This window comes from Gracilibacillus suaedae, from assembly GCF_017599345.1.
Classification (GTDB): Bacteria; Bacillota; Bacilli; order Bacillales; family Amphibacillaceae; genus Gracilibacillus; species Gracilibacillus suaedae.
Genome location: NZ_JAGFVL010000042.1, coordinates 54,977 through 77,534, shown reverse-complemented (window position 1 = coordinate 77,534; position 22,558 = coordinate 54,977). Strand labels below are relative to the sequence as shown.

Below are 22,558 nucleotides of genomic sequence, written 5' to 3'. Positions count from 1 at the left end.
ATACTCCCTCTATATACTAACGTATTCTCTTGATTACTCTGTTTTTCTTAGAATTTCATCTACATATCAAGGACTACTTCACATCATAACTGGAGTCAACCAAATCATTTAGGGAATGATGGTGAAAAAGGGTGTACTTAATAAGCCATTCTTTCTGTTTTGAAAAAAATGGTAATTAGTTGTGCTATGATCGCACTCCATTCCCACAGTACTCATGGCGACAAACCCTCCCATATCTCACAGCGTCTTTGCGCATACATTCCTTCGTTCGGTCTATCCATGAAGTGGGGCCGGCGATGCTTTCCTCCAGGGTCATTGCCCGATCGTATATAAGTTTGCCGGCTGCTCCGTGGCTTCAGATGTTGTGTTTGTTTTCTTGATGTCATTCATGTGTTTCTATTTAAGATAATCTTTCATTCATACGCTACTATCGTCTGTAGTCTTTCTTTCACTACACTCTATTCATTGCACGGCTTGATGTGGAGAGGTGGGCATGATACCCTGATCCAACAGAGCCAATTTTTTACCATTTGATTCCTTGGCGAGGAGATCATGCCCATAGAGGCTCCATGTCAAGCCACTTAGGTATAACTGTCATTCCATGAAGAGAACATTACCAAATCTTTTGTTATACGGCATCTTTTAAACGAAAATGTGGGATATCCTGTAACATCTTTTCTGGACGAAAGGCTACTTGTTTCTTTCCAATGGCAAATAATACACGAATTAACTTACAACATAATGCAATTAAGGATTGTTTTTTCTTCAATGGATTTTCTTTTCTTGTCGTAAAATATTCATGTATTGCCTTAAATGCAGGATTGTGATTCACCAATGGCAGAATGACTTTAAACAACAGAGCACGTAATTTCGGGCGCCCTCTCTTCGTGATGATGGTTCTGCCTTTCCATTTACCGGACGTGGCCAGTTTCAAATTTAATCCTGCCAATTTAATGATTTGTTCAGGATGCGTATAGTTGCTTATATCGCCCACTTCTGCATAGAATGATGCGATCGTTACCTTGCCAACCCCTTTCATATCATCCATTTCTTTCACGCCTGGGATGGTATCTAGAAACTCCTCTACCACTTCCCATGCCTCTTCTATTTTCTCTTGAAGCAGGACATATTGTTCCATTAATGTTTTCAGTTTTAACCTAGCTAGGGTTTTTCCTTCTTGTATGCCAACAGAATGTCCGGCAACTTCTTTTAATTGTCGGATCTTTTTCAATCCCACTCCTTTTTTGACTGCTTTACGAATTTCATGCAAGATGGTAATGTCCTCTGTTTGGACGATTTCATCCGGAAACAATCCCATCTTGAGGACTTCCAAAGAGGCTTTTCCTTCCCAGTTGGAAAAGACCGTTGTATATTCAGGAAAATACCGGTCAATCCATTGATGAACACGACCTTTTACTGCTTGAAAATCCTTTATTAATTGCTCGTACAAATTCATACCTTCTCGCAGTTCTGCATAGATACCTTCTGGTAAATTCGGTTCCGAATAACGCCCATCTTGGATGAGACGGGATATTACTCTGGCATCTTTTACATCATTTTTGGTTGGTGAATTATCATCCAATTCTTTTGATTTCTTGACATGAGCCGGGTTGACAACAACGACTTTTAGCTGTTTTCCTTTTAACCAATAAGTTAAAGGTAACCAATAATGTCCCGTTGGTTCCATCCCCATGATAATATCCGTTTTTTCATGCTGGACGCATAATTCATCTTTCCAACACATGAGGCTCTCAAAGCCTTCCCATGAGTTATCAAAGTATAAAGCTTTTCCAAACTGTATGCCACGAAAATCTTGCGCACGTGCAACGTGTTTGTTTTTGGCGATATCAATCCCGATAATTAATGTTTGTTCCGTTACTTGTGATATTTTTTCATTTTGTTTATAATACATAATAGTCCTCCTTGGTTCTAATTAAGGGTCCTTTTCGCTGATCAGCTTTGGACACCTCGTATCATACCAAGGGGGTATTTTTTATTCAATACCCATTTTGCTTTATTACAGGAATGCTTTCCTTATAAATAAAAAAAGCAGAAGCTGATGACTTTTATGAGTCATTAGCTTCTGCTAGTACTTCTTGCTCGAAGAAATCTTCAAAATTAGATTGTGGCTGTTCACCAACTATTCTGGCAGATTCTTCTCCACCTTCATAATGTACCATCGTAGGTGTGCTTTCGATATTAAATTCTGACCATGCACTTTCAAATTCTAATAAATTCAATTTCACTAAATCCACACCATATTCTTCTGCAATTGGTACCAATTCAGGTGTAGTTCGTTGGCAATGGATACATGTTGGACTGTAGAAGTAAACTGTAACATCTTCACCACTGTCCAATTTGCTCGCTAATTCATCAGGTAAGATTTGATTTTGATACATCGGATCGTCCAACTGATCAATTGTGGCTTGATCTAAATCTGATTTATTATATGGATTGTCTACCCCATCAAGCTGTTTCGAATTTTGATACTGTACTACGAAGATTAATGCTCCAAAAATAACGACGAGCACTAATACAAAAATAACCATTTTCTTCACTTTAAACGCTCCTTTGTTGAACAATTAAATAAATGTGAATAATAAAGATGACCAGAAAGGCGATCAACGCTTGAAAAGGAATGGATGCAAAACCTAAGTAATTCACATATGTTGTGGTACACGGAATGATACCACATCCATCACCAGCCTCTTGTAACCCAGGCATTTTTTGAATTAAATAGTGATAGCTGGAAACCAAAATTCCGATTCCACTTAAAATGACCCCTGGAAAAGCGTAACGGATATCTTTTTTATAAACAGCATATCCATAAATAACTACGAGTGGATACATTAAAATTCTTTGATACCAGCACAATTCACAAGGTATGAATTTCATAATTTCGGAGTAAAACAAACTCCCCATTGTTGCCATTAGACTCGCGGCCCAACTAATAAATAACAGTATTTCCTTTCGCTTGTCCATTTCGTTCACATTCTCCTCTCACACTAATTATACATACAAGCGATTGAAAAACAAATGAATGAATTATGAAAAAAGGAAGCAGCTTTTAAAAAGCTACTTCACCCTACATATTGATAATATACTTTTTTAGCTTCTTGTACATTTTTTGTGCCGTGAATGAGCGTGCGTCCATCCCCGAATACGACCACTCGATATTTATCGATCTCAAATGATAACAAATAAGGATTGCTAAACAATTTAATTTGTTGATTGCGTTCCAAATGTTTTTTTATTTCTTCAAAGTGCATCACTTTTTTTCCATTTGTTCTTATCTGGACGGTATTTCTTCCACATAAAACGGCTGTTTTCAACTGAGCTTGATAAGTTAAATGTGGATACTGTTTTTTCGAACAGGATGGACACGTATCATCCTTTAGACTAGCTACTTGCAATTCCATTTGCTGATTTTTCCATAAATCAAAAGCGATTAATTTTCCAGAAAGTGTATCCAGGTTCCCTGTTAGTATTTTCAACGCCTCTGTTACCTGATAAGAGACAACCATTTGTACTGCTGGACTAATAATGCCAACTGAATCACAGGTTGCACCGTCACTTGGTATATGATCCATCATGCAATGTAAACAAGGAGTTTCCCCTGGTAAGACGGTGAATGTTACCCCATAGCTTGCTACACACGCCCCATAGATCCATGGTTTATGATGCTTTTGACAAATATCGTTAATAATTAATCTCGTATCAAAATTGTCTGTGGCATCAATTACTAGATTCGCTTCTGGAGCAATTGCTTCGAGTTCATCAACTCCAGCATCGATCACTTCTGCATAAATGGTGATCAAATGATTAATCTCTTCTAACCGTTTTTTTGCGGCAATTACTTTAGGAGTTTGCATACGGACATCTTCTTCAGAAAAAAGCTGTTGCCGCTGCAAATTGGTTTCTTCCACATAATCACGATCGATCAACGTTAACGTGCCAACCCCTGCTCTTGCTAGCATTTCCGCACTGCTTGAACCAAGTGCACCAACACCAACAATGACGACATGGCTTTCCTGTAATCTTTTTTGCCCTGTTTCACCGATAGGATCGAAGAGCATTTGACGATGATAACGATTATTCACCAACACTTATCCCTTCCTTAGGACTGCTTGCCACAGCATATTCCTTCTTCGCAATCCGACCCGCTTCAAAACCTAGTCTGCCAGCTTCCACTGCTAATTTCATCGCTTCAGCCATCTTGACAGGATCATTGGCACCGGAAACAGCTGTATTGAGAAGCACACCATCTGCTCCTAATTCCATTGCATAGGCAGCATCTTTCGGTGAACCAATTCCTGCATCAACAATCACGGGTACACTAGCTTGCTCGATAATAAATTGCAAGTTTAATGGATTAATAATCCCTTGCCCTGAGCCGATTGGTGATGCCCCAGGCATAATAGCATGAGCACCTAGTTCTTCTAGCTTTCTGGCAAGTACCACATCATCAGACGTGTATGGCAGAACAGTAAATCCTTCTGCAAGTAAAATCTCGGTCGCTTTTAACGTTTCTACCGGATCTGGCAGTAATGTTTTGTCACAACCGATTACTTCTACTTTCACCATATCACATAATCCCGATCCATCTGCTAACTTAGCGATTCTGACTGCTTCTTCTGCATTTTTAGCACCAGCAGTATTGGGCAGAAAACGATATTTCTTCAAATCTATTTTTTCGAGAAAATTGGGTTGGTCCGGATCAAAAATATTCATCCGACGCACCGAAAAAGTCAGCACCTCTGTTTCTGATACATCTACTGCCTGTTTCTGCATATCATAGTTTGGATATTTTCCTGTTCCTAAAAATAATCGTGATTGAAATGTATAATTACCTACTTGTAGCATTGTTTTTCATCCTCCTCCAACAAAATGGACAATTTCCAATCGGTCACCTTCTGAAATTGCCGTGTCTTTATGTTTTTCCTTTTTTAAAATCGTTTGATTATGCTCGACAATTAATGATTTCTTCTCCAAACGTAATTCTTGGATTAACTCTTCAATATTAGTGATCCCTTCACTAACTTCTAACGGATCACCATTTACGATAATCTCCAAAATCACCCCTCCTTTTGTGAGCCTTCACTTTAAACAGATAGAAGGCTTTCTCTTCTCAAGGAAAATGTATCTAAATAGATTGGGTCGACTGATTTTCCTTCGATCATATCTGCCATAAATAAAGCAGTTCGAGGCGCCAGTAATATACCATTACGATAATGCCCTGTTGCAACATATAATCCTGATACATCTGGTACTTCGCCTAAATAAGGAAATCCGTCTTTCGTTAAGGGACGTATACCCGCCCAAATCTTATCTATCGTTGCCCGATTTAATGCCGGGAGTATCTGTTTGGCCCGCGATAACAAATGCAGGACACTTGCTACTTTCACCTCTTTATCCGTTTGATTTGACTTCGAGGTGGCGCCAATAATGATCCGGTTACCTCTTTTAGGAACAAGGTAACAGCCTTCTGTAAAGATCGTCGATTGAATCAGAGGCTTTTTTGTCACAACAGACAGACATTCTCCTTTTACAGGTATGAGTTCTTGCATGTATCGGGAAAAATATGAGCTCTTAAATCCACAAGTGATAATGACCCCGTCAGCAGTATACGTTTTTTCATCTGTCTTCACACCTGTCACTTTTCCGTTTTCGATGATGATATCGTCTACCTTCGTCTGTTCCATTATGACCGCATCATAATGCTCAGCTGCCTTCGCAAAGCCTTTCGTTACGTGAGGAGCTGATACTTGCCCTTCTCTAGGACAATAAAGAGCTGCATAAAAATCGGTTGTCATTTCTTTTTCCGGGATACTCCCTGGTGAGATCACCTTTGCCTCTGCTCCTTGTTCTGTTTGAAAACTTGCAATTCGTTTTAACGTATCCAGTTCATCTTGGTGATAGACTAGCTTTAAGGCACCTTTTTCGATTAATTGAATGTCAATACCACTTTCTTGCAGCAGTTCTTCCGCTAAATCAGCGTATAATTCCCTGCTTTCTTTGGCAAATTGAAATAATGGTGAGTCCTGTTCGAACTCCATTTGCACACCGAGCATGCCAGCTGCTGCACTGGATGCCTCAGCAGCAATTTTATTTTCTTCTATCAGCAAAACCTTGTAACCTCTTTTACTTAACTGGTAGGCAATCGAAACTCCCATTACTCCACCGCCAACAATAATCTGATCATATAATTTATTCAAACTGTTCCTCCTTCCTCGCGTCGAACACTTGACGGTAACACTTTATTGCTTCAGTAGGATCTTCGGCATCCCATATTCCTGACATAATCGCAACACCACTAGCTCCTGCCTCTTGCACTTGGTTTATCTTTTGTTTCGTAATCCCGCCAATTGCGATGACAGGTATGGAAACTTGTTTGGTTACATCAGCTAACGAGTTAATACCTCTTGGTTCGATGTCAGGTTTAGAGTTACTGGAAAAAACATGACCATATACTAGAAAGTTTGCACCATGTTGTTCTGCATTTATGGCTTCCTCCAAGGAATGAACGGATTTACCGATACGGAGTGCCGGGAAGAAGCGTTTCACATCTGCAACCGGAATGCTATGATAGGCAAGCTGTACGCCATAACATTTTTTTATCGACGCTACATCTAGACGGTCATTGATAATAATACGTTCAGCAGGAACACCTGCTTTTATCAAAAAATCAATCATTTCCAAGATTTCTTTCGCCGTTTTGGTCTTTTCTCGCAGATGTATATAATTAATGTGAGTGATATTCTCCGATACAAGCTGCAAATGTTGCTCTGTCAACCTGCCATTTGAAATAAGGTGTATTCCATGCATTGTTCCTACTCCTTTTTTCTAGAGGAAATAAAAATAGAAAAACCACCCATCCAGCATGGACGAGTGGTATGTATGGAAAGCTACATTTTGATTGCTTTTCTACCACTTCCCTCCGCTGGTGTTAACCAGATCAGGTTCAAAGGGTCCGAAGATTCGTCTCAGCCAAATGGCTCCCCTAGTGTTCTTACGTATTATTTTTTCTTATATGAAAAGGATAACATAGTATGACATAATCGCCAATAAAAAAATTTCCATTTTTATGTTTAATCATTTTCACTTAAGGGTAGATATATAATGGAGATGATCAATAGAAAGGATGTTGAAAGAAATGGCACAAGATCAAGAAAAATTACAAGCTTTAATTGATGGATTAAATGAGGATTTAGCAAATGAGTATGCGGCAACGATCATGTATACGTATCACGCATCTGTTGTTTCAGGATTATATCGTTCATTCTTAAAACCATTTTTCGAAGATGAAATAAATGATGAGATCGGTCACGCTTTATACTTGTCCGACAAAATCAAAACACTAGGTGGCACACCAACCACAACACCAGCGAAAGTTGAACAATTAACAGATGTTCAAGAAATGTTAGAGGCTACGCTTAAAGCTGAAACAGAAACGATTGAGCGCTATGAAGAAAGAAAACAACAAGCTGATGAGCTTGGTTTAACGGAACTTGTTGTGAAATTAGAAGACATCATTGCCGATGAAACAAGCCACAAAGAAGAAACGGAACGACTTTTGTCAGACAAAAGCTTTCAATAAACTCGTTAACCCCTTTTTTTCATATATAGAAAAAACAACTTCCACTAACAGGAGGTTGTTTTTTTGTCCCTTCTCCTGATTTTCATTTAAAGGAAACACTAGTAATCTATGATATAATAGAAAGAAAAGCTTCTGTGAGGTGAGGATATGAGGGACACTTTATTTGAGGAAATTGATGGCTTATATGATGAAATGGTGGAAATGCGCAGATTTTTGCATCAATATCCTGAACTTTCCTTTCAAGAATATAAAACAGCTGCATTTATTCAGGAACAATATAAAATATTAGATATTCCATATCAAGCAAATGTCGGAGGAAATGGTATCGTAGCCACATTAAAAGGGGCTAAGCCTGGTAAAACTGTGGCATTGCGTGCGGACTTTGATGCACTACCTATTCAAGATGAAAAAGATTTGCCTTATAAATCCAAAAACGACGGTGTGATGCATGCCTGTGGACACGACGGACACACAACGACATTACTTGCCGTTGCCAAAGTCCTAAAGAAATATCAAGAAGAACTGCCCGGTACTGTTGTTTTTATCCATCAGCACGCAGAAGAGCTTGCTCCTGGTGGTGCTAAACCGATGATTGAAGCAGGTGTACTGGAGTATGTTGATGTCGTTTATGGTACACACCTTTGGACTAATACCCCATATGGAATCGTTCAGACATCACGAGGAAACTTTATGGCAGCAGCAGATCACTTCACCATTGAAATAAAAGGAAAAGGTGGCCATGGAGCAATGCCACACCAAACGAAAGATCCGATTGTAGTCGGTTCACAACTTGTAACGAATCTACAGCAAATTGTCTCAAGACGGATTGATCCATTAGAAACAGCCGTCCTATCGATCGGGCAATTTCATGCAGGTGATGCGTACAATGTTATTCCAGATGTAGCGATGATTGATGGAACGGTACGCACCTTTAATCCGGACGTACAACATTTTATAAAAGAGGAAATCGAAAAAGTGATAAAAGGCACATGTATTGGCTATGATGTATCCTATGATTTTGATTATGACTACGGATACAGACCTGTTGTCAACCATGCAGAGCATGCTGATAAGGTATTAGCTGCTGCCAAACAGGTGAAAGAAGTAGAGAAGGCTGAAATGATTGTACCAAGTATGACAGGTGAAGACTTTGCCTACTATTTAGAAGAAAAACCTGGTGCCTATTTCTTTACAGGCGCCCAAATCGAAAATGGCTTCGTGCCACACCATCACCCTTTGTTTGATTTTGACGAGCGAGCAATGAAAATAGCAGCCAAAACATTAATAGCTGCTACGTTGAATGTAAATGAATAAGTTAATAAAGAAGTTTTCGAGTTACAACAAAACGTGAGCATCATTTTATTTTTGATGCTCACGTTTTTGGTCTAAGATAATTGTTGCTGTTGCTTGGAAAAGTATCATTCTTCCTTGGATAAAGACCAATATCCCAGGAAGAACAAGAGTTATCCAAGGAACAGAGCTTAATATCCATGGAAGGGAGCGCGTTATCCAAGGAGCAGAACTTGATATTCAATGAAGGATGGTATCGATCCTTATTTACTTAGTGAATTCGTTCCGCTGTATATCCTTCTTCCTCCAAAATCGAACGAATATGAGGATCTTGTAATAAATGAAGACTACCTACCATCACAAAATATGTATCTGCTTCATCCTCTTCTAGAAAGCGAACGATTTGCTCTGCCATATTCTGATTTCTGTCATCATTGATTGCTTTCATAAATGCTTCGTTTTCTTCTTGCATTTCCGAAGAACCATCCTCTTCTTCAGACAATACTTCAAGCAATCCTTCTTCATCACCTTGCTCATACGTTTCAAATAGTTTCTCCATTTGCTGTTGATACTCGATCACAGTTACTAAGGAAGATGCCAACATTGCCTCTTGATATTCTTCAGATGTATCTGCAAAGATTTCCAGTTGCTCTTCTGCGGTTTCTAAATCAATTATTTCTTTGCCATCATCCGCTGCTTTATTCAGAAAATATTGATCAACCCCTTGGGTATAGCCTAACTGTTGTGTCATGAGCTGCTGAATCGTATTTGCTAATATCCATGGTTTGTAAAATTCAACCGCTTCTATCGGAATACCAAACTGACTTAGCGTCTCTTCCATTTCTGAATAGACATCATCTGAAATATGATCTTTGACCGTCGAACCATCTTGATAAGTCCCTAGCGACATATTTATTTGTTGCATTTCCGATTGATCAACATTCGTTATATCAACTTCGGGAACAACCACATCTGCTTTTAAATACGCCTTTTCTATTTCTTCATGCAAAGGATAAAAATCTGCTACACCTGCATGAATCGTTCCTTGTAAATAAACTTCCGTATTTTCATCTTCCACTTTCCACAAAAATCCACCTGGGCCATCTGCTCTGCCAATCGTTTGAATAACGTCAATACCTTCATCCGCGAGCTCATCTAATTGATCTTGACCTGCCTCCAAAGGATTACCCACTACATTTACGGACTCTAACTGTTCTAACTCTTGTAATACCGAAAAATCTTCCACTTGATTATCTTGCAACGAAATGGATTGCAAGGAAGAAAACTGCTGCAAACCTTCCAAATTGGAAATGTCGGCGTCCGTTAAATTTAATTCCGTCACGTTCTCTACTTCCTCTTCTGAGAATGATTCACCTAACTCTGCTTCAATCGCTGCTTCTAAATTAGCATCTTCAAAGTTTATTGACTCTTGACTACAACCGATCAGCGCCAATGGAATAATTAGTAATAATATTATCTTTTTAATATTTCGCAAATGAAATATCCCCTTTCTCTGCTAAAACCTTTGTCTACACTCATTTAGTTTTCCTCTTTTAGCAAAGACGAAATGTGATTGGTATTTGGTATTTTTTACCTAAAACAGTATATATGATAACAGAAATAAATTCAACTCTTTCCCAAACTTCACATAAAAACACTCCATAAGTTAGGTCTATGGAGTGTCTGATCCATTTTATTTTTCTTGAGCCATCCTTTTCTGCAAATAGTTCGGAATCACCATACCAATAAATAATAAAGCAGCAAGTGACATTACTCCTCCCATTAACCATTCCCCTATCACGATAAGCAATAGGACAAATAATCCACCTGCGAACATCATTAGCTGCTGCATCCATTTAATAAAAGCTTGCTTTCGTGTATTAATGCCAATTGGATACAAATCTAACCATACAAGCGTTGCGTGGTGTTTCCATAACGGGATCACTTGCAAAAAGATCATATAAATAAAGAGCAAAGCAAAAACAAGCTTTAGCCATGAATTGGGAACGAAATAAATCAGTAAACCGCCAATAACAAGCAACCTTGCATAGATACCTAAATATTCTCCACTTCTAACGGTTGTTAAGCGGTACAAATAAGGATAAGCCTGCTTCTGGTGGAATGGAAGTGATCCAGTTAACAAGCGTGCAAGCCAATGACGTTTTCTTACTGGAGTTTCCATATGTGGTACTTCCGTAAACATATTGGCTAACCTGTAAAAAGACCGCATTCGCATATAATCACTTTCAATTAGCAAGTCCCAATTTAATGCGCGCTGTTTTCTAGCTGTTTGATAGTTCGTGACAAACAGTACGATAAGTAATACAGTAATGATCGCTAAAAAGATCATCTCTTGCACAAGAAAGAAATACACTAACGTTATAATTAATGCAAACCTTACGACCTTGTCCATCATTCTAGCATTCTTATCCCGAACACGTAGCATCCACCAATTTGCTGCTAAACCCCAAACTTTTATCACCAACAATACCACAAACAATAAACCAAATGACGAGTTCTCTGGAAAAACAGTCATATACAATGGGGCAACAGCAGCAATTGCTAATACGAATAAGTAAAGCTGTGTCACAAAACTGTAGATTAAAGCTCTAATGAAATATCCTGATAGTTGTGATTCTGCTGGAATCAAAAAGACGATATCTGCCCTCTTTAACAATGTTTGAATCGGACTGTGTGCGGTAACCACACCAAGTACAATCGCAATCACCCAGGTAGACGGAAAGTAATCAGGAATATCCTCTAAAAACTGCTGATAATATACAGACATTGCGCCGACAATAAACACCATGGCAATCGCAAGATGTCCTGTGAGTATATAACGCAAATATCTGCTTAATTCCTTCATATGTGCAGACAAACGTTCAGCAAATAACCGGCGTGGATTAAGCATATTGATCGGCTTCCTTCGTTAATTGAATGTAAAGATCATCTAATGTAGCTTGCGGTCGGTCAAAGGCTTTTCTTAATTCTTCCAACGTCCCTTTTGCACGAATTTTCCCATCATGCAAAATAACAAAACGATCACAGTAACGTTCTGCCGTTGCTAAAATATGTGTCGACATTAATACGCCAGCACCTTGCTCTTTCATTTGATTCATTAACTGTAGATAAGACTGAATCCCAAGCGGATCTAACCCGACAAAAGGCTCGTCCACAATATATAAATCAGGCTCAACCAGAAATGCACACATAATCATCACCTTCTGTCTCATCCCTTTAGAGAAATGAATAGGAAACAGCTTCAATTTCTTGTCTAAGCGGAATTCTTTTAACAGTGGTGTGACACGTGCCTGATAAACCTCTTCTGGTATATCATAAGCCATAGCCGTTAAACGCAAGTGCTCTTCTAATGTCAATTCATCATATAATACAGGCATTTCCGGAATATAAGAAAAATGTTGCCTGTACCTTTCCGGTGCTTCTTGGAATGTCTTTCCTTTAATCGAGACAGTTCCTTTTTTAGCTTGCATTAAGCCAATTACATGCTTAATCGTCGTACTTTTTCCCGCACCATTTAATCCAATTAATCCAACAATTTCATTTGGCTTCACATCAAATGAAATACCATGCAGTACATTTTTATGCGTGTATCCACCTTCTAAATCTTTAATATGTAATAAAGGCTCCATCTATTCAACGTCCTTTCTTTATTCATTTCTTTATAAAGGTTGCACTTATACGTATTTCCAATTCCTCATCATTATACCAAATTTTAATTGTATAAAGAAAAAAATTCAGTACAACCTATGAAGGAAGGGGTAGAGAAAAAGTATTATATTGATCCTTTCAACAATTGTAAAAACAATGAATCATCATTGTTTTTACATTTCACGTACTTTATCCGAAAGAATCTTCCCCGGTTCAAGGTTAAAGTAAAAAATTTCTCCCCTTCATGCAGGATGTGCTATGAAACGATATGTCGTTTCGTAGCATTCCTGCTATTTTTTTATCCCTTAGCGTTTTAAAGAACAATAAAAATAATGTATAATATGAAGAAAGAACATAGCATTGAAAAATAGCCTAAGTTTTAGTGCTAAAGATCTAGATACATCACACAAGATTATTGCTTAATCTGGAAAAGACTTGTAAATAGAAGGAGCGAACGATATGGAAACGCATGATGATTGTATTTTTTGCAAAATTGTAGCAGGTGACATCCCTTCAGCAAAAGTTTATGAGGACGAAGATGTTTACGCATTCCTTGACATTAGTCAAGTAACGAAAGGGCATACGCTAGTCATACCTAAAGAACATACTAAAAACATATATGAAACAGATGAGACGATCGCTGCTAAACTGTTTGCACGCATACCGAAAATTGCAAATGCCTTAAAAGAAACATTTCAACCTGCAGGAATAAATATACTTAATAATAACGAGGAAGCTGCTGGGCAATCTGTGTTCCATTTACATATACATCTTATCCCTCGTTATGATGAAACCGATGGCTTTAAGCCTAACTGGATCACACATGAAGGTCAATACGATTTAGCTGATCTGGCATCTCAAATATCAACAAATCTTTAAAATTTTTAAAAATGATGGTTTGATTATGAACGAAAAAGAGAATGTTATATATGAAAGGAGTTGTTCGGAATGATTAACAGCAAGTCATTATTAATCGGCTTTTTAGCTGGAGGATTAGTAAGTGCTGCTGCTACACTATTAAGTACACCCAAAGCAGGGAAAGAATTACGAACCGACGTTAGAGAAAAGAGCGATGAAGCTATACGTTATATCAACCATTTAAGAACAGAAGGTGTCGACTTAAAAGAACAGATTACCAAAACATCAAAGGAAGGTGCAGCGTTAATTAAAGATCTTTCCGCAGATGTGAAAGAATCGATTGAATCATGGAAGAAAACCGTCGAACCACACCAAAAAAATATTCAAAAATATTTAACACAAATTGAAGAGAGCTTAAAAGAACTGGAAGACAAGACAAATGCACGATCAGATGTTAATTAGAAAGGGTTGGCTGCTTGCCAGCTCTTTTTTCATGCCTTCCGATAAAATGCTTATCAAAATTTTACATAAAACCTATTGATTTTTCATACAAAACATACTATAGTCATGGAGTGTTATTAAAAAGAATCGATTTTAGAAAAGGGGTGATCCTGGTGAACTGTTGGGATTCCATCAATGTAACCAAAAAATTTGGTTTTTACCGAAGCCTTATTTTATCTTTATTATTTGGTCTATTATCTTTTATTTTTTTGTATTTACCATTTACATTGATTCACAAAGATGTCGTAGTAAAAGACCATGGTCTAATCCCAGTGGTATTTGGCGTAGCGATATTACCTTTGCTACACAAAGCATTAAGAATTTTACCTTTAAAATTCACCAATAAAAACTTGCGAATTAAATGGACATTAGAGAAGCGATTCATCCCTAATTTTCATGTAAAAAATCATACAAAAACAACGAAACCAACATTATTTTTTGCTTTATTAACACCAACATTAATTATCACAATTCCTTGTATCATTGGCAGTTATTTTGTTCCGGCCTATTATCCATATTTCCTGCTTATTGGTGCAATTAATTTAAGTTTATCATATGTTGATTTTCTATATATTTGTCATTTATGGAAAGCACCGAAAAAATGTTTAATATCTAATGAAGAACAAGGTTATGATATTTTAATACCACGTTAATCCCGTTTCGATACAAGTCGAAGCGGGTTTTTGTCTATTCTATCCTTTTTGATTCAAGCACAAGCATACTAAAATGCTTTTATACATATTTTTCAATTTATAATAAGACATACTGTTCAAATCTTTAATTTTTTGTTAAAGTAATGACATGAGAATAAGGAGGTAAGCTTGATGTTGTATGTTTTTGTCATTTTTGCTTTTTTTATATTATTTATATTCAACTCTTTAACTATGAGACTTTGCTTACAAACTGAAATGTCGCAGGAAAAACAACCAAATGTTTTCCGAACTATTAATATTTTAATTACCATTTTACTTGTATCTTCATATGTCGAAGTTATATATATTTAATGAAAAATGAGTAAAAAAAATGTAATCTTCATTTTTATTGTTATTTTTAATGAGAAATGTGTTATATTATTGCAAGAGTTAAAAAATAGCTTTATTAAATATAGGAGTGTAGGTAGAATGAAAAAATTAACAATCACTGCAACATTTGCAGCAAGCGTTATCGCACTTTCCGCATGTTCTTCAGATGATTCTGAAACAGTTGTGGAAACAGGATCGGGTAATATTACGAAAGAAGCATTTTACGATGAATTGGTAGCATCCCCTAATGGTGGACAAGTTCTCCAGCAAATGGTGCTTGAAACAATTCTGGAAGATAAATATGAAGTATCCGATGAAGAAGTTGATAATGAAGTTGAACAAGTGAAAGAACAATATGGAGAAGAGCAATTTGAAATGGTCTTAACCCAAAATGGTATTGAAGATGAAGATGAATTCCGTGAACAGTTGCGAGTAAGTTTACTTCAAGAAAAAGCAGCAACAGAAGATATAGAAGTTACTGAGGAAGAAATTCAACAACGTTATGACAGAATGCAAACAAACCTTGTTGCTAGTCATATTCTGGTTGAAGATGAAGAAACTGCCAACGAAGTCATTGACAAATTAAATGATGGTGAAGACTTTGCAGAATTAGCTGGAGAGTATTCTACAGACCCTGGCAGTAAAGATAACGGTGGCGACTTAGGAGAATTTGGAGTTGGCCAAATGGTGCCTGAATTTGAAGACGCAGCATACGATCTGGAAATTGACGAAATCAGTGAACCTGTTCAAACTACAAACGGATTTCATGTTATTAAAGTTACTGATCGTGTAGATGTAGAAGATGTGGAACCTTTAGAGGATGTAGAAGATCAATTAAGAAGAGAGATTGCTTCCGGTAAAATTGATCAAACAGCACTACAAACGAAAATTCAAGATTTAATGAAAGATGCCGATATTGATGTGAAGATAGATCAATACGAAGATATGTTCACATTTGAAGAACCAACTGCAGAAGAACCTGCTACTGATGAAGCGACAGAAGAGGAAACGTCTGAAGAAGAATCAGCAGATAGCGAAGAGGCTTCTGAAGAAGAAACTGAATAAGACTGTATCCCCCTATCTTCCACTATGTGAGAAGATAGGGGTTTTTATGTTATTCTAATAATAGGTTGAAATAAGATTAGGAAGTGATAAATAATGAGTTCCCTGAAATATTTTTATGACATGATTACAATTGATTATGAGCTTGCAGATCAACAAAAAGAAAACCTTGCGACCAATTTCCCTGCACCTTCGTTACCAGAAGCGATAAAGGGCGTACATTTAAATACGCTAACAAAAGGGAGCCCCGTCTCTGCTCGGGTTTTGTTAAATGAATTCGAAGTAAAAAAAACGAAAACAAACAAATCCTTCTTGAAAGTGACATTAAGTGATCAATCTGGAACCATTTCTGCAAAAATGTGGGATAATAACGGTGAAGTCGATGCGATGCTCCCCATTTTAGAACAAAAAGGTGTCTTTGATATCCGTGGTCAGGTTGATGAATTTAACGGCTTTAAAAGTGTTACCGTATATGAAATGACTCCGTGTACGGAAGATATCGATCCTTTTACACTATTAGCTTATACACAGCAAGATATTGAAGCATTACGTGACGAACTGTTTGCCTACCTTTATGAATTGCAGCAACCATTTCAAGACATTGCCATTAAAGCGATGGAACAACTATGGGAAGGGTTTCGTATTAGTCCTGCTGCCAAGGGATTCCACCACAATTATTTAGGCGGACTACTGAAACATACTGTTGGTCTGATGCGTTTTTGTAGATACATAACGATTCAATCAGATAATCCTTTTCGTGCCGTGATGCAATTAATTAATAAAGTAGAAACGGAGTATAAATTAGAAATTTGGAACTCTTTAAAAGAGGACAATGCGAGACCTGCATATGTATGGAAAGACAGTATTGATCATCTCTATCACATGGTACAAGGGATGGCTGATTATAAATATGACAGTATTAATTATGATGCGTTGACAACAAGTATTTTGTTCCACGACATTGGTAAACTAGCAGAATATGATTATGCCGGGAAGTCATTTGATATTTTTCACTTTTTATTTCCTACCGGTGAATTTAAGGACTCAAACCGTAAACAAGCTGGTATTGCTATGGATCCAATAGGGGTAAACATCGGTCATATCCCATACGGTGTCATGTTATTGTCTAAAGTAATTGATCACCATAACATTTCGATCACGATGGAAGATATTCACCTCATGTCTCACTGCATCCTTTGTCACCATGGCTTACCTGAATGGGGCAGTGCTGTTCGTAAACCTAGTAATCTAGAAGGCTATATCATTCACATTGTTGACTATTTAGATAGTCGTTATGAGAATACAGAAGCAGATGAGGAGAAATAATAACATTAGCTTTATTTGTAATCCTTCGCTAATAATCGAAATAGTCAGTCCGTCTATTCAATCTCATGATATAGTAACTAAATTAAATGTATACATGAAATATGGTGTACAGGAATACTGGATTGGTCATCCACTTTTGAAGTCAATACAAGTGTATGTTTTACAAACTGATAAAACATATGTACTGCAAAATATAGCAAAAGAAAACGAAATTGCTTCCTCCACCCTCTTTCATGATTTTTCAGTAGATGTTACAAAACTATTTTCTATTTAAATGGTTGGTGAGATAACACATAATCTCACCTTTTCTAACACCTAATCATCCATTTTCAAACATTTTTGAATAATTTTATGTTAATATTACATTAGGTATTTTGTTATTATTATACTTCTTGTTCTCCTATTTGATCTGTCAAAAATTCAAAATTAGCATAAACAAATTAAAGAACTGAATGAAGAAATAATTGATCTGTTAAAAGAAGTTCGTGATAAATAGATGAAATGGGGAATTCATATGGAGTGGTATCACGATAGCTATGTGGTAAGCGATGATAGAAAATTTCTTGATTTGAACACCATCTATAAACTTTTAAAACCAACATATTGGGCGAATGGCCGGAGTAAAGAAACGATTGAACAAAGTATAGAAAATTCATTTTCTTTTGGTGTTTATGAGAATAATAAACAAATTGGATTTGCTCGAGTTGTTTCCGATCAAGCCGTATTCTCCTGGATATTAGATGTTGTAATCGACCCGGAGTATCAGGGACGCGGAATTGGTTCTTTTTTGATGAAATCCATTCTGGAACATCCCTTACTTAAAAATACGAAATTTGCTTTAGCTACTAAGGATGCTCACCGATTTTATGAGACATTTAACTTTATAGAACGGCCATGTATGGTACGAAGAATGGTAAAGGATGAACAGTAAGATGCAGGAATGGTTTTTCACAGTAATGGATGAGTTTGGTTACATCGGTATTATGTTTTTAATAGCACTGGAGAATATTTTTCCACCTATCCCCTCAGAAGTAGTATTAACTTTTGGCGGTTTTTTCACTACTGTATCTTCCTTACATATTATTGGTGTCATCCTTTCATCAACAGCAGGTTCTGTTCTAGGCGCAATTGTATTATACTTGATAGGTATGCTACTGAACGTTCAACGCTTAGAAAGAGTCGTTAAAAAATGGGGACACATTCTCCGCATCAAAAAGGACGACATCTATAAGGCTGATGCTTGGTTTGATAAATATGGCTATTGGACGATCTTCTTTTGTCGATTTATTCCATTAATCCGTAGTCTTATTTCCATTCCAGCAGGGATGTCTCGAATGAATATAACAATCTTTTTAATTCTAACCACCCTTGGAACCTTAATCTGGAATACTGTCTTAGTTTTATTAGGAGCTTATGTTGGGGAATCATGGGAGGATATTGTCTATTATTTTGATATTTATTCTGACTTTTTCTACCTGCTCATTTGCCTTGGTGTTTTATTCTTTATTATTCGTTTATTACGGAGAAGAAGTTAAGAAAAACCGGCAAACCCCGCCGGTCCTCTATTAAATGCTATATGGATTTCGATTACTTTGGTAGTAATGATGAAACATTTGAACAGCTTGACCACCACTTCGGCTTCCCACTTCCCTTTCCGTGGAGTTTGCCCTTCAGCTAAGTACTGCTCTACAACATATGTCAGAGCTAAAAACTTGGATTATTATTCCATGAAGGGGCTGAAATATAGCATTGAAACCCTTAAAAAAGTTATGATACCAATGTTTATACTTTCCTTACAAGTAAATAAAGCCATCCCCATTTTAAAGAGGATGGCTTATAGATGTTAATTTGGCTCGATAAAAACCGTAGAGCTTATGGATATTAAGAACAATATATAAACGTCCCTCACAATAAATACAGACTAAAAGCTAGGGGAAAGAACCTCACTTAAAGCAGCCATTGTTCAAAATCCTTCCTCACTTAGTTTGTTCTTTTAATGATATAACCATTATCTATTTTATCGAAGCCCACTTTTGGATAATAATCCATTGCAGCTGGTGCTGATAACAGAATCAAAGCAACTTGCTCATTTAGTTCTGCTTTAACATGTTCAATCAATTGTTTTCCAATTCCTTGATGCTGATAAGCTTCATCTACAGCTAAATCTGACAAATAACAGCAATAGCTGAAATCTGTCAAGCCTCTGGCCACTCCTACTATTTTTTCCTGATCCCACGCAGTGACTAATACATTAGCATGATCAAGCATTTGTTGCAGACGATCTAGATCATCATAAGGTCTTTTTATACCTGAAGCTTGAAAAACTTCTGATAAATCTCTCGGCGTTATCGTTACATCACTTTTATACATAATATGATTCATAGCACACTCTCCCATTATAATGTAATACTTGCTTTTGCTGTCGCATTAGCAGTGAAATAGAGTACTTGATGATCCTTACTTAATTCTTCGATCATCTCTAACACTTTTTCTTTTCGATTAGCATCAAAATGTACGAACCCATCATCAATCAAAAAAGGTAGCGCTAACCGGTTAGCCATGACATGACTTAATGCAAAACGAAGGGCAATATATAATTGATCTTTAGTAGCCTGTGATAATTCGGTGACTCCAAAGACAAAGCCATCCTTGTCTTCTACAATGATCGTTTCATTATCTTCTATATATATGTGCGGATACCTACCTAATGTCAGTTTGCTAAAATACTGACTAGCTTGCTCGAACACTTGAGGCATATATTTTTGTGAATAAGTTGATTTTGCTTCTGTTAAGTTTGTTAATGCCACATGATATACAGCCCATTGTTTTGCTATTTCTTGTAATTCTACTTGTTTGATGGCCAACTGATGCTTGAGAATCGATGTATCCTCATTTGCCTCCAGCATCGCAGTAGTTGCTTTTTGGTCACTTAATAAAGCTTGTTTTTCTTTTATTTGCTTAGTAGTTTCGTTGATTACTTGTTTACATTCTTCTTGTACAACCTGTAACGTCTTTTCCTCATCAAAATTTCCTTCAGCGATTTGCTTAATTTCATCATCTGTGAAAAGGACAGCCAAGCTATCATATAACTGATTATGTTTCTGTTGCAGGTGATCAAGTTCTTCTTTTTGTTCTCCCTTTTCAATAAAGGATTCCTCTGTATCCACTTCTGCCTTGTGCAGTAACAGATTGATCTCTTGCTGATACGGTTTTTGCTTCTCTAACATAGTCTCCAGTTGTGATTGCCATTCTGCTCTTCTCGTTTGAAGCTGCTTATAAGCTGTTCTATTAACCTGCTCCTTCTCAATAATTGATTCTAAATCATCCATATCTAAATCCAGGGTATCAATAGCTTGTTGTTTTTCCCTTTTTAGCTCGTAAAATTTATTTACTTCTGTTTCTAATTGGTTCATCTCCAAAAGCTTTTCTTTTTGAGTGATTACTTGTTGATAAAGCCTAGGCCAATAAGTTAATTCAATATTTGTTAAAAATGGATATTGCTGCTTTTGATCAGTGATTTTTTGCTCGATTTGTTCGATACGTTCCTTTAAAAAAGAAAGTCGTTCTTCTTGTTTTAACTGTTCATTTTGATATTTCTGTACATCTTTTTCAATTTCGGATAACGATTGCTGGAGCTCTTTTTGTTGCTCGATAATCCGCTCCCGCTCCTGAATTTCAGCACGAGATAAGGAAACGAACTCTTTAAGATCAGGCTGTAACCATTGTTTAAATGCTTTTCCATATAGTCTAATCGCGATGTTTTGACCACTAGCCAGAATAACTGTGACAATCACCCACATTAAATCTGTTAGGAAGAAAAGCCCTGCCCCTAGCAAAAACCCAATAAGGATAACAAGGTTAGATAATTTCAATTGCTGTTGAAATGTTTGTTGCCATTTACGATATTGTTCTTGTTGCTCTGCTTGATTTGCTTGTTCGATCTCCTCTTGATATTGTTTGATCTTATCCTGACCCAGCAATGCTTTTTGCAGTTGTTCCTTTTCCTTCAGCAATTCCTGTTTTATTCTGACCGTTGAGGATTTGTCGTTTTCGACATACTGTTTTTCCAAGGATAATTTCTCACGCTGATTTGCTAAATCTGCCCATACTTCTTCTAGATAAAAAGGAAGTTCTGTCTCCCGTAATTGCTCCAACGTCAGGTTAATCTGCATATTTTCTAACTTGCTGATCATTTCATTTTCGATTTCTTTAATGCGTTTTCCGATTTGTTGGATATCTGCCTCGATTTGATCAATTTCATTCTGAATCTTTAACCCGCGTTCGATCGTCTTAAATTTTTCATCAGGCATCAGCTCCAACTGGCTTATCTGCTGCTCCACTTCCTTTACATTATTACGCAGCACCTGCTCTTCACTTTTTAATGGTAAAAGCGAGTCCTTCCATTCATTCAGACGCTTTAATCCTTCAATCGGAAACGTAATAGTTGCATCTTGTCTTTTCAATTGAGCAGTGGTGAAATAGTAATCCTCGATTAAAGCATAGTGTGTTAACCGTTTTTCAGCTTGTTCCTGTCTTTGGATGGTGTTACTTTTTTCTTGTTGTAATTGAATTAATTGCTCATTTAATTCTTCAATTTCCGTTAATTGTTGCTGATACTGACTTTCCTTCTCTTTCGCTTCGGTTAATTTCTTTTTGAGATCTGCTAGCTCTTGAAAAAGTTGATTAATCTCCGGCTTTTTTCCATACGGTTTAAACAGATCTGCCAGCTTTTTTTCCAAGTTTTTTTCTGCATGATAGATCCGATCTGAGCCTGTCATACCTACAGCTAATAAGACTTCATGCAGAGATTGATTGTCAAGATCTTGAATTTGCTTGAGGTCATGGGCATCAAATGTATAGATTGATTGGAATTCCTTACGATTAATCCCTTGCAAAGCAGATTTTAACCATTCTTCATCCATCTGTGTTCCGCTCTCACCATATATGATCGCCTGATTTTTATGCTTGCCTTGTACTCGTTCTATCGTGACAGATTGGTTCGCAAGTCCGGAAACAGTAAGCCTCCCACCTACAGTTGAGCCTTGCTTCGGTGTAAAACGTTCTATCTGTTTCGATTTCAAGCCAAACAAAATGTATAAAATGAACTGTCTCAAAGTTGATTTGCCCGATTCATTATCCCCTGCAATTTCAATAGGACCGTCCTGCTCAAGAGAGAAATGCTGATCGATCCATTTACCAAAACCATATATATGTATGCTTTCTATCCGCAAGA

At 37.0% G+C, this 22,558-nt stretch carries 24 protein-coding genes and 1 riboswitch; of the genes, 11 read left to right on the top strand and 13 right to left on the bottom strand.

All coding sequences use genetic code 11. The features are described from left to right. Window positions 1–628: 628 nt before the first annotated feature. From J5J03_RS12715 to tenI, 8 genes are all read right to left on the bottom strand, one after another. On the bottom strand, window positions 629–1,912 hold the full coding sequence (locus J5J03_RS12715; protein ID WP_208587795.1) for an IS110 family RNA-guided transposase: 1,284 nt from the start codon (window positions 1,910–1,912) through the stop codon (window positions 629–631). Between the two features lie 154 nt (window positions 1,913–2,066). Beyond that, window positions 2,067–2,558, bottom strand: coding sequence for a thioredoxin family protein (locus tag J5J03_RS12710; RefSeq protein WP_208590009.1), 492 nt, complete (start codon window positions 2,556–2,558; stop codon window positions 2,067–2,069). 1 nt (window position 2,559) lies between these two features. Further along, window positions 2,560–2,982, bottom strand: coding sequence for a disulfide oxidoreductase (locus tag J5J03_RS12705; protein ID WP_208590008.1), 423 nt, complete (start codon window positions 2,980–2,982; stop codon window positions 2,560–2,562). Between the two features lie 98 nt (window positions 2,983–3,080). After that, complete coding sequence (locus J5J03_RS12700; RefSeq protein WP_208590013.1) at window positions 3,081–4,100, bottom strand: ThiF family adenylyltransferase; 1,020 nt, start codon at window positions 4,098–4,100, stop codon at window positions 3,081–3,083. Continuing rightward, complete coding sequence (locus tag J5J03_RS12695) at window positions 4,093–4,863, bottom strand: thiazole synthase (protein WP_208590006.1); 771 nt, start codon at window positions 4,861–4,863, stop codon at window positions 4,093–4,095. The genes J5J03_RS12700 and J5J03_RS12695 overlap by 8 nt, the downstream gene beginning before the upstream one ends. A 6-nt stretch (window positions 4,864–4,869) precedes the next feature. Beyond that, a complete protein-coding gene (gene thiS / locus J5J03_RS12690; protein WP_331460488.1) occupies window positions 4,870–5,079 on the bottom strand; it encodes a sulfur carrier protein ThiS in 210 nt (69 codons plus the stop codon). A gap of 23 nt (window positions 5,080–5,102) precedes the next feature. Continuing rightward, window positions 5,103–6,215: a glycine oxidase ThiO gene (gene thiO, locus J5J03_RS12685; protein ID WP_208590002.1), complete on the bottom strand. Its 1,113-nt coding sequence runs from the start codon at window positions 6,213–6,215 to the stop codon at window positions 5,103–5,105. After that, window positions 6,208–6,825, bottom strand: a complete 618-nt coding sequence (gene tenI, locus J5J03_RS12680; RefSeq protein WP_208590000.1) for a thiazole tautomerase TenI — start codon at window positions 6,823–6,825, stop codon at window positions 6,208–6,210. The genes thiO and tenI overlap by 8 nt, the downstream gene beginning before the upstream one ends. A gap of 90 nt (window positions 6,826–6,915) precedes the next feature. Continuing rightward, window positions 6,916–7,012: riboswitch (TPP riboswitch) on the bottom strand. A 141-nt stretch (window positions 7,013–7,153) separates the two neighbouring features. On the opposite strand from tenI, the gene J5J03_RS12675 reads away from it, so the two are divergent. Together J5J03_RS12675 and J5J03_RS12670 are read left to right on the top strand one after the other, a co-directional pair. Then, a complete protein-coding gene (locus J5J03_RS12675) occupies window positions 7,154–7,597 on the top strand; it encodes a ferritin-like domain-containing protein (protein ID WP_208589998.1) in 444 nt (147 codons plus the stop codon). Between the two features lie 147 nt (window positions 7,598–7,744). Beyond that, window positions 7,745–8,911 carry a M20 metallopeptidase family protein gene (locus J5J03_RS12670; protein WP_208589997.1) on the top strand — a complete coding sequence of 389 codons (1,167 nt, stop codon included), beginning with the start codon at window positions 7,745–7,747 and terminating at the stop codon, window positions 8,909–8,911. Between the two features lie 247 nt (window positions 8,912–9,158). Here the strand turns inward: J5J03_RS12670 and J5J03_RS12665 are convergent, their stop codons facing one another. The 3 genes from J5J03_RS12665 to J5J03_RS12655 all read right to left on the bottom strand — a co-directional run bounded on the left by J5J03_RS12665 (window position 9,159) and on the right by J5J03_RS12655 (window position 12,537). Further along, window positions 9,159–10,382: a TraB/GumN family protein gene (locus J5J03_RS12665; RefSeq protein ID WP_208589994.1), complete on the bottom strand. Its 1,224-nt coding sequence runs from the start codon at window positions 10,380–10,382 to the stop codon at window positions 9,159–9,161. Window positions 10,383–10,580: 198 nt separating this feature from the next. After that, window positions 10,581–11,798 (bottom strand): ABC transporter permease, encoded by a 1,218-nt coding sequence (locus J5J03_RS12660; protein ID WP_208589991.1) that lies wholly within the window; start codon window positions 11,796–11,798, stop codon window positions 10,581–10,583. Next, entirely contained in the window at window positions 11,791–12,537 is a 747-nt protein-coding gene (locus J5J03_RS12655; RefSeq protein ID WP_208589989.1) for an ABC transporter ATP-binding protein, read from the bottom strand. Before J5J03_RS12655 ends, J5J03_RS12660 begins: the two co-directional genes overlap by 8 nt. A gap of 478 nt (window positions 12,538–13,015) precedes the next feature. Here J5J03_RS12655 and J5J03_RS12650 point away from each other — a divergent pair, with 478 nt between their 5' ends. The 9 genes from J5J03_RS12650 to J5J03_RS12615 all read left to right on the top strand — a co-directional run bounded on the left by J5J03_RS12650 (window position 13,016) and on the right by J5J03_RS12615 (window position 18,860). After that, window positions 13,016–13,435, top strand: coding sequence for an HIT family protein (locus tag J5J03_RS12650; RefSeq protein WP_208589988.1), 420 nt, complete (start codon window positions 13,016–13,018; stop codon window positions 13,433–13,435). Between the two features lie 69 nt (window positions 13,436–13,504). Further along, window positions 13,505–13,876, top strand: coding sequence for a YtxH domain-containing protein (locus tag J5J03_RS12645; protein ID WP_208589987.1), 372 nt, complete (start codon window positions 13,505–13,507; stop codon window positions 13,874–13,876). A gap of 152 nt (window positions 13,877–14,028) precedes the next feature. Beyond that, on the top strand, window positions 14,029–14,568 hold the full coding sequence (locus tag J5J03_RS12640) for a DUF3267 domain-containing protein (protein WP_208589986.1): 540 nt from the start codon (window positions 14,029–14,031) through the stop codon (window positions 14,566–14,568). A gap of 171 nt (window positions 14,569–14,739) precedes the next feature. Beyond that, window positions 14,740–14,919, top strand: coding sequence for a hypothetical protein (locus tag J5J03_RS22010; protein WP_018933682.1), 180 nt, complete (start codon window positions 14,740–14,742; stop codon window positions 14,917–14,919). A gap of 117 nt (window positions 14,920–15,036) precedes the next feature. After that, the gene (locus J5J03_RS12635) at window positions 15,037–16,002 is read left to right on the top strand and encodes a peptidylprolyl isomerase (RefSeq protein WP_208589985.1); all 966 of its coding nucleotides are present in this window, start codon (window positions 15,037–15,039) and stop codon (window positions 16,000–16,002) included. A 93-nt stretch (window positions 16,003–16,095) separates the two neighbouring features. Next, the gene (locus J5J03_RS12630) at window positions 16,096–17,325 is read left to right on the top strand and encodes a hydrolase (protein ID WP_208589984.1); all 1,230 of its coding nucleotides are present in this window, start codon (window positions 16,096–16,098) and stop codon (window positions 17,323–17,325) included. Then, the gene (locus tag J5J03_RS12625; protein ID WP_231710726.1) at window positions 17,312–17,599 is read left to right on the top strand and encodes a Uma2 family endonuclease; all 288 of its coding nucleotides are present in this window, start codon (window positions 17,312–17,314) and stop codon (window positions 17,597–17,599) included. Before J5J03_RS12630 ends, J5J03_RS12625 begins: the two co-directional genes overlap by 14 nt. 240 nt (window positions 17,600–17,839) lie before the next feature. After that, a complete protein-coding gene (locus J5J03_RS12620) occupies window positions 17,840–18,256 on the top strand; it encodes a GNAT family N-acetyltransferase (RefSeq protein WP_208589981.1) in 417 nt (138 codons plus the stop codon). 1 nt (window position 18,257) lies between these two features. Next, a complete protein-coding gene (locus J5J03_RS12615; RefSeq protein WP_208589980.1) occupies window positions 18,258–18,860 on the top strand; it encodes a DedA family protein in 603 nt (200 codons plus the stop codon). Between the two features lie 445 nt (window positions 18,861–19,305). On the opposite strand, the gene J5J03_RS12610 is transcribed toward J5J03_RS12615, so the two are convergent. Together J5J03_RS12610 and J5J03_RS12605 are read right to left on the bottom strand one after the other, a co-directional pair. Next, on the bottom strand, window positions 19,306–19,707 hold the full coding sequence (locus J5J03_RS12610) for a GNAT family N-acetyltransferase (RefSeq protein ID WP_208589979.1): 402 nt from the start codon (window positions 19,705–19,707) through the stop codon (window positions 19,306–19,308). A gap of 14 nt (window positions 19,708–19,721) precedes the next feature. Next, window positions 19,722–22,556, bottom strand: a complete 2,835-nt coding sequence (locus J5J03_RS12605) for an ATP-binding protein (protein WP_208589978.1) — start codon at window positions 22,554–22,556, stop codon at window positions 19,722–19,724. Window positions 22,557–22,558: the final 2 nt, after the last annotated feature.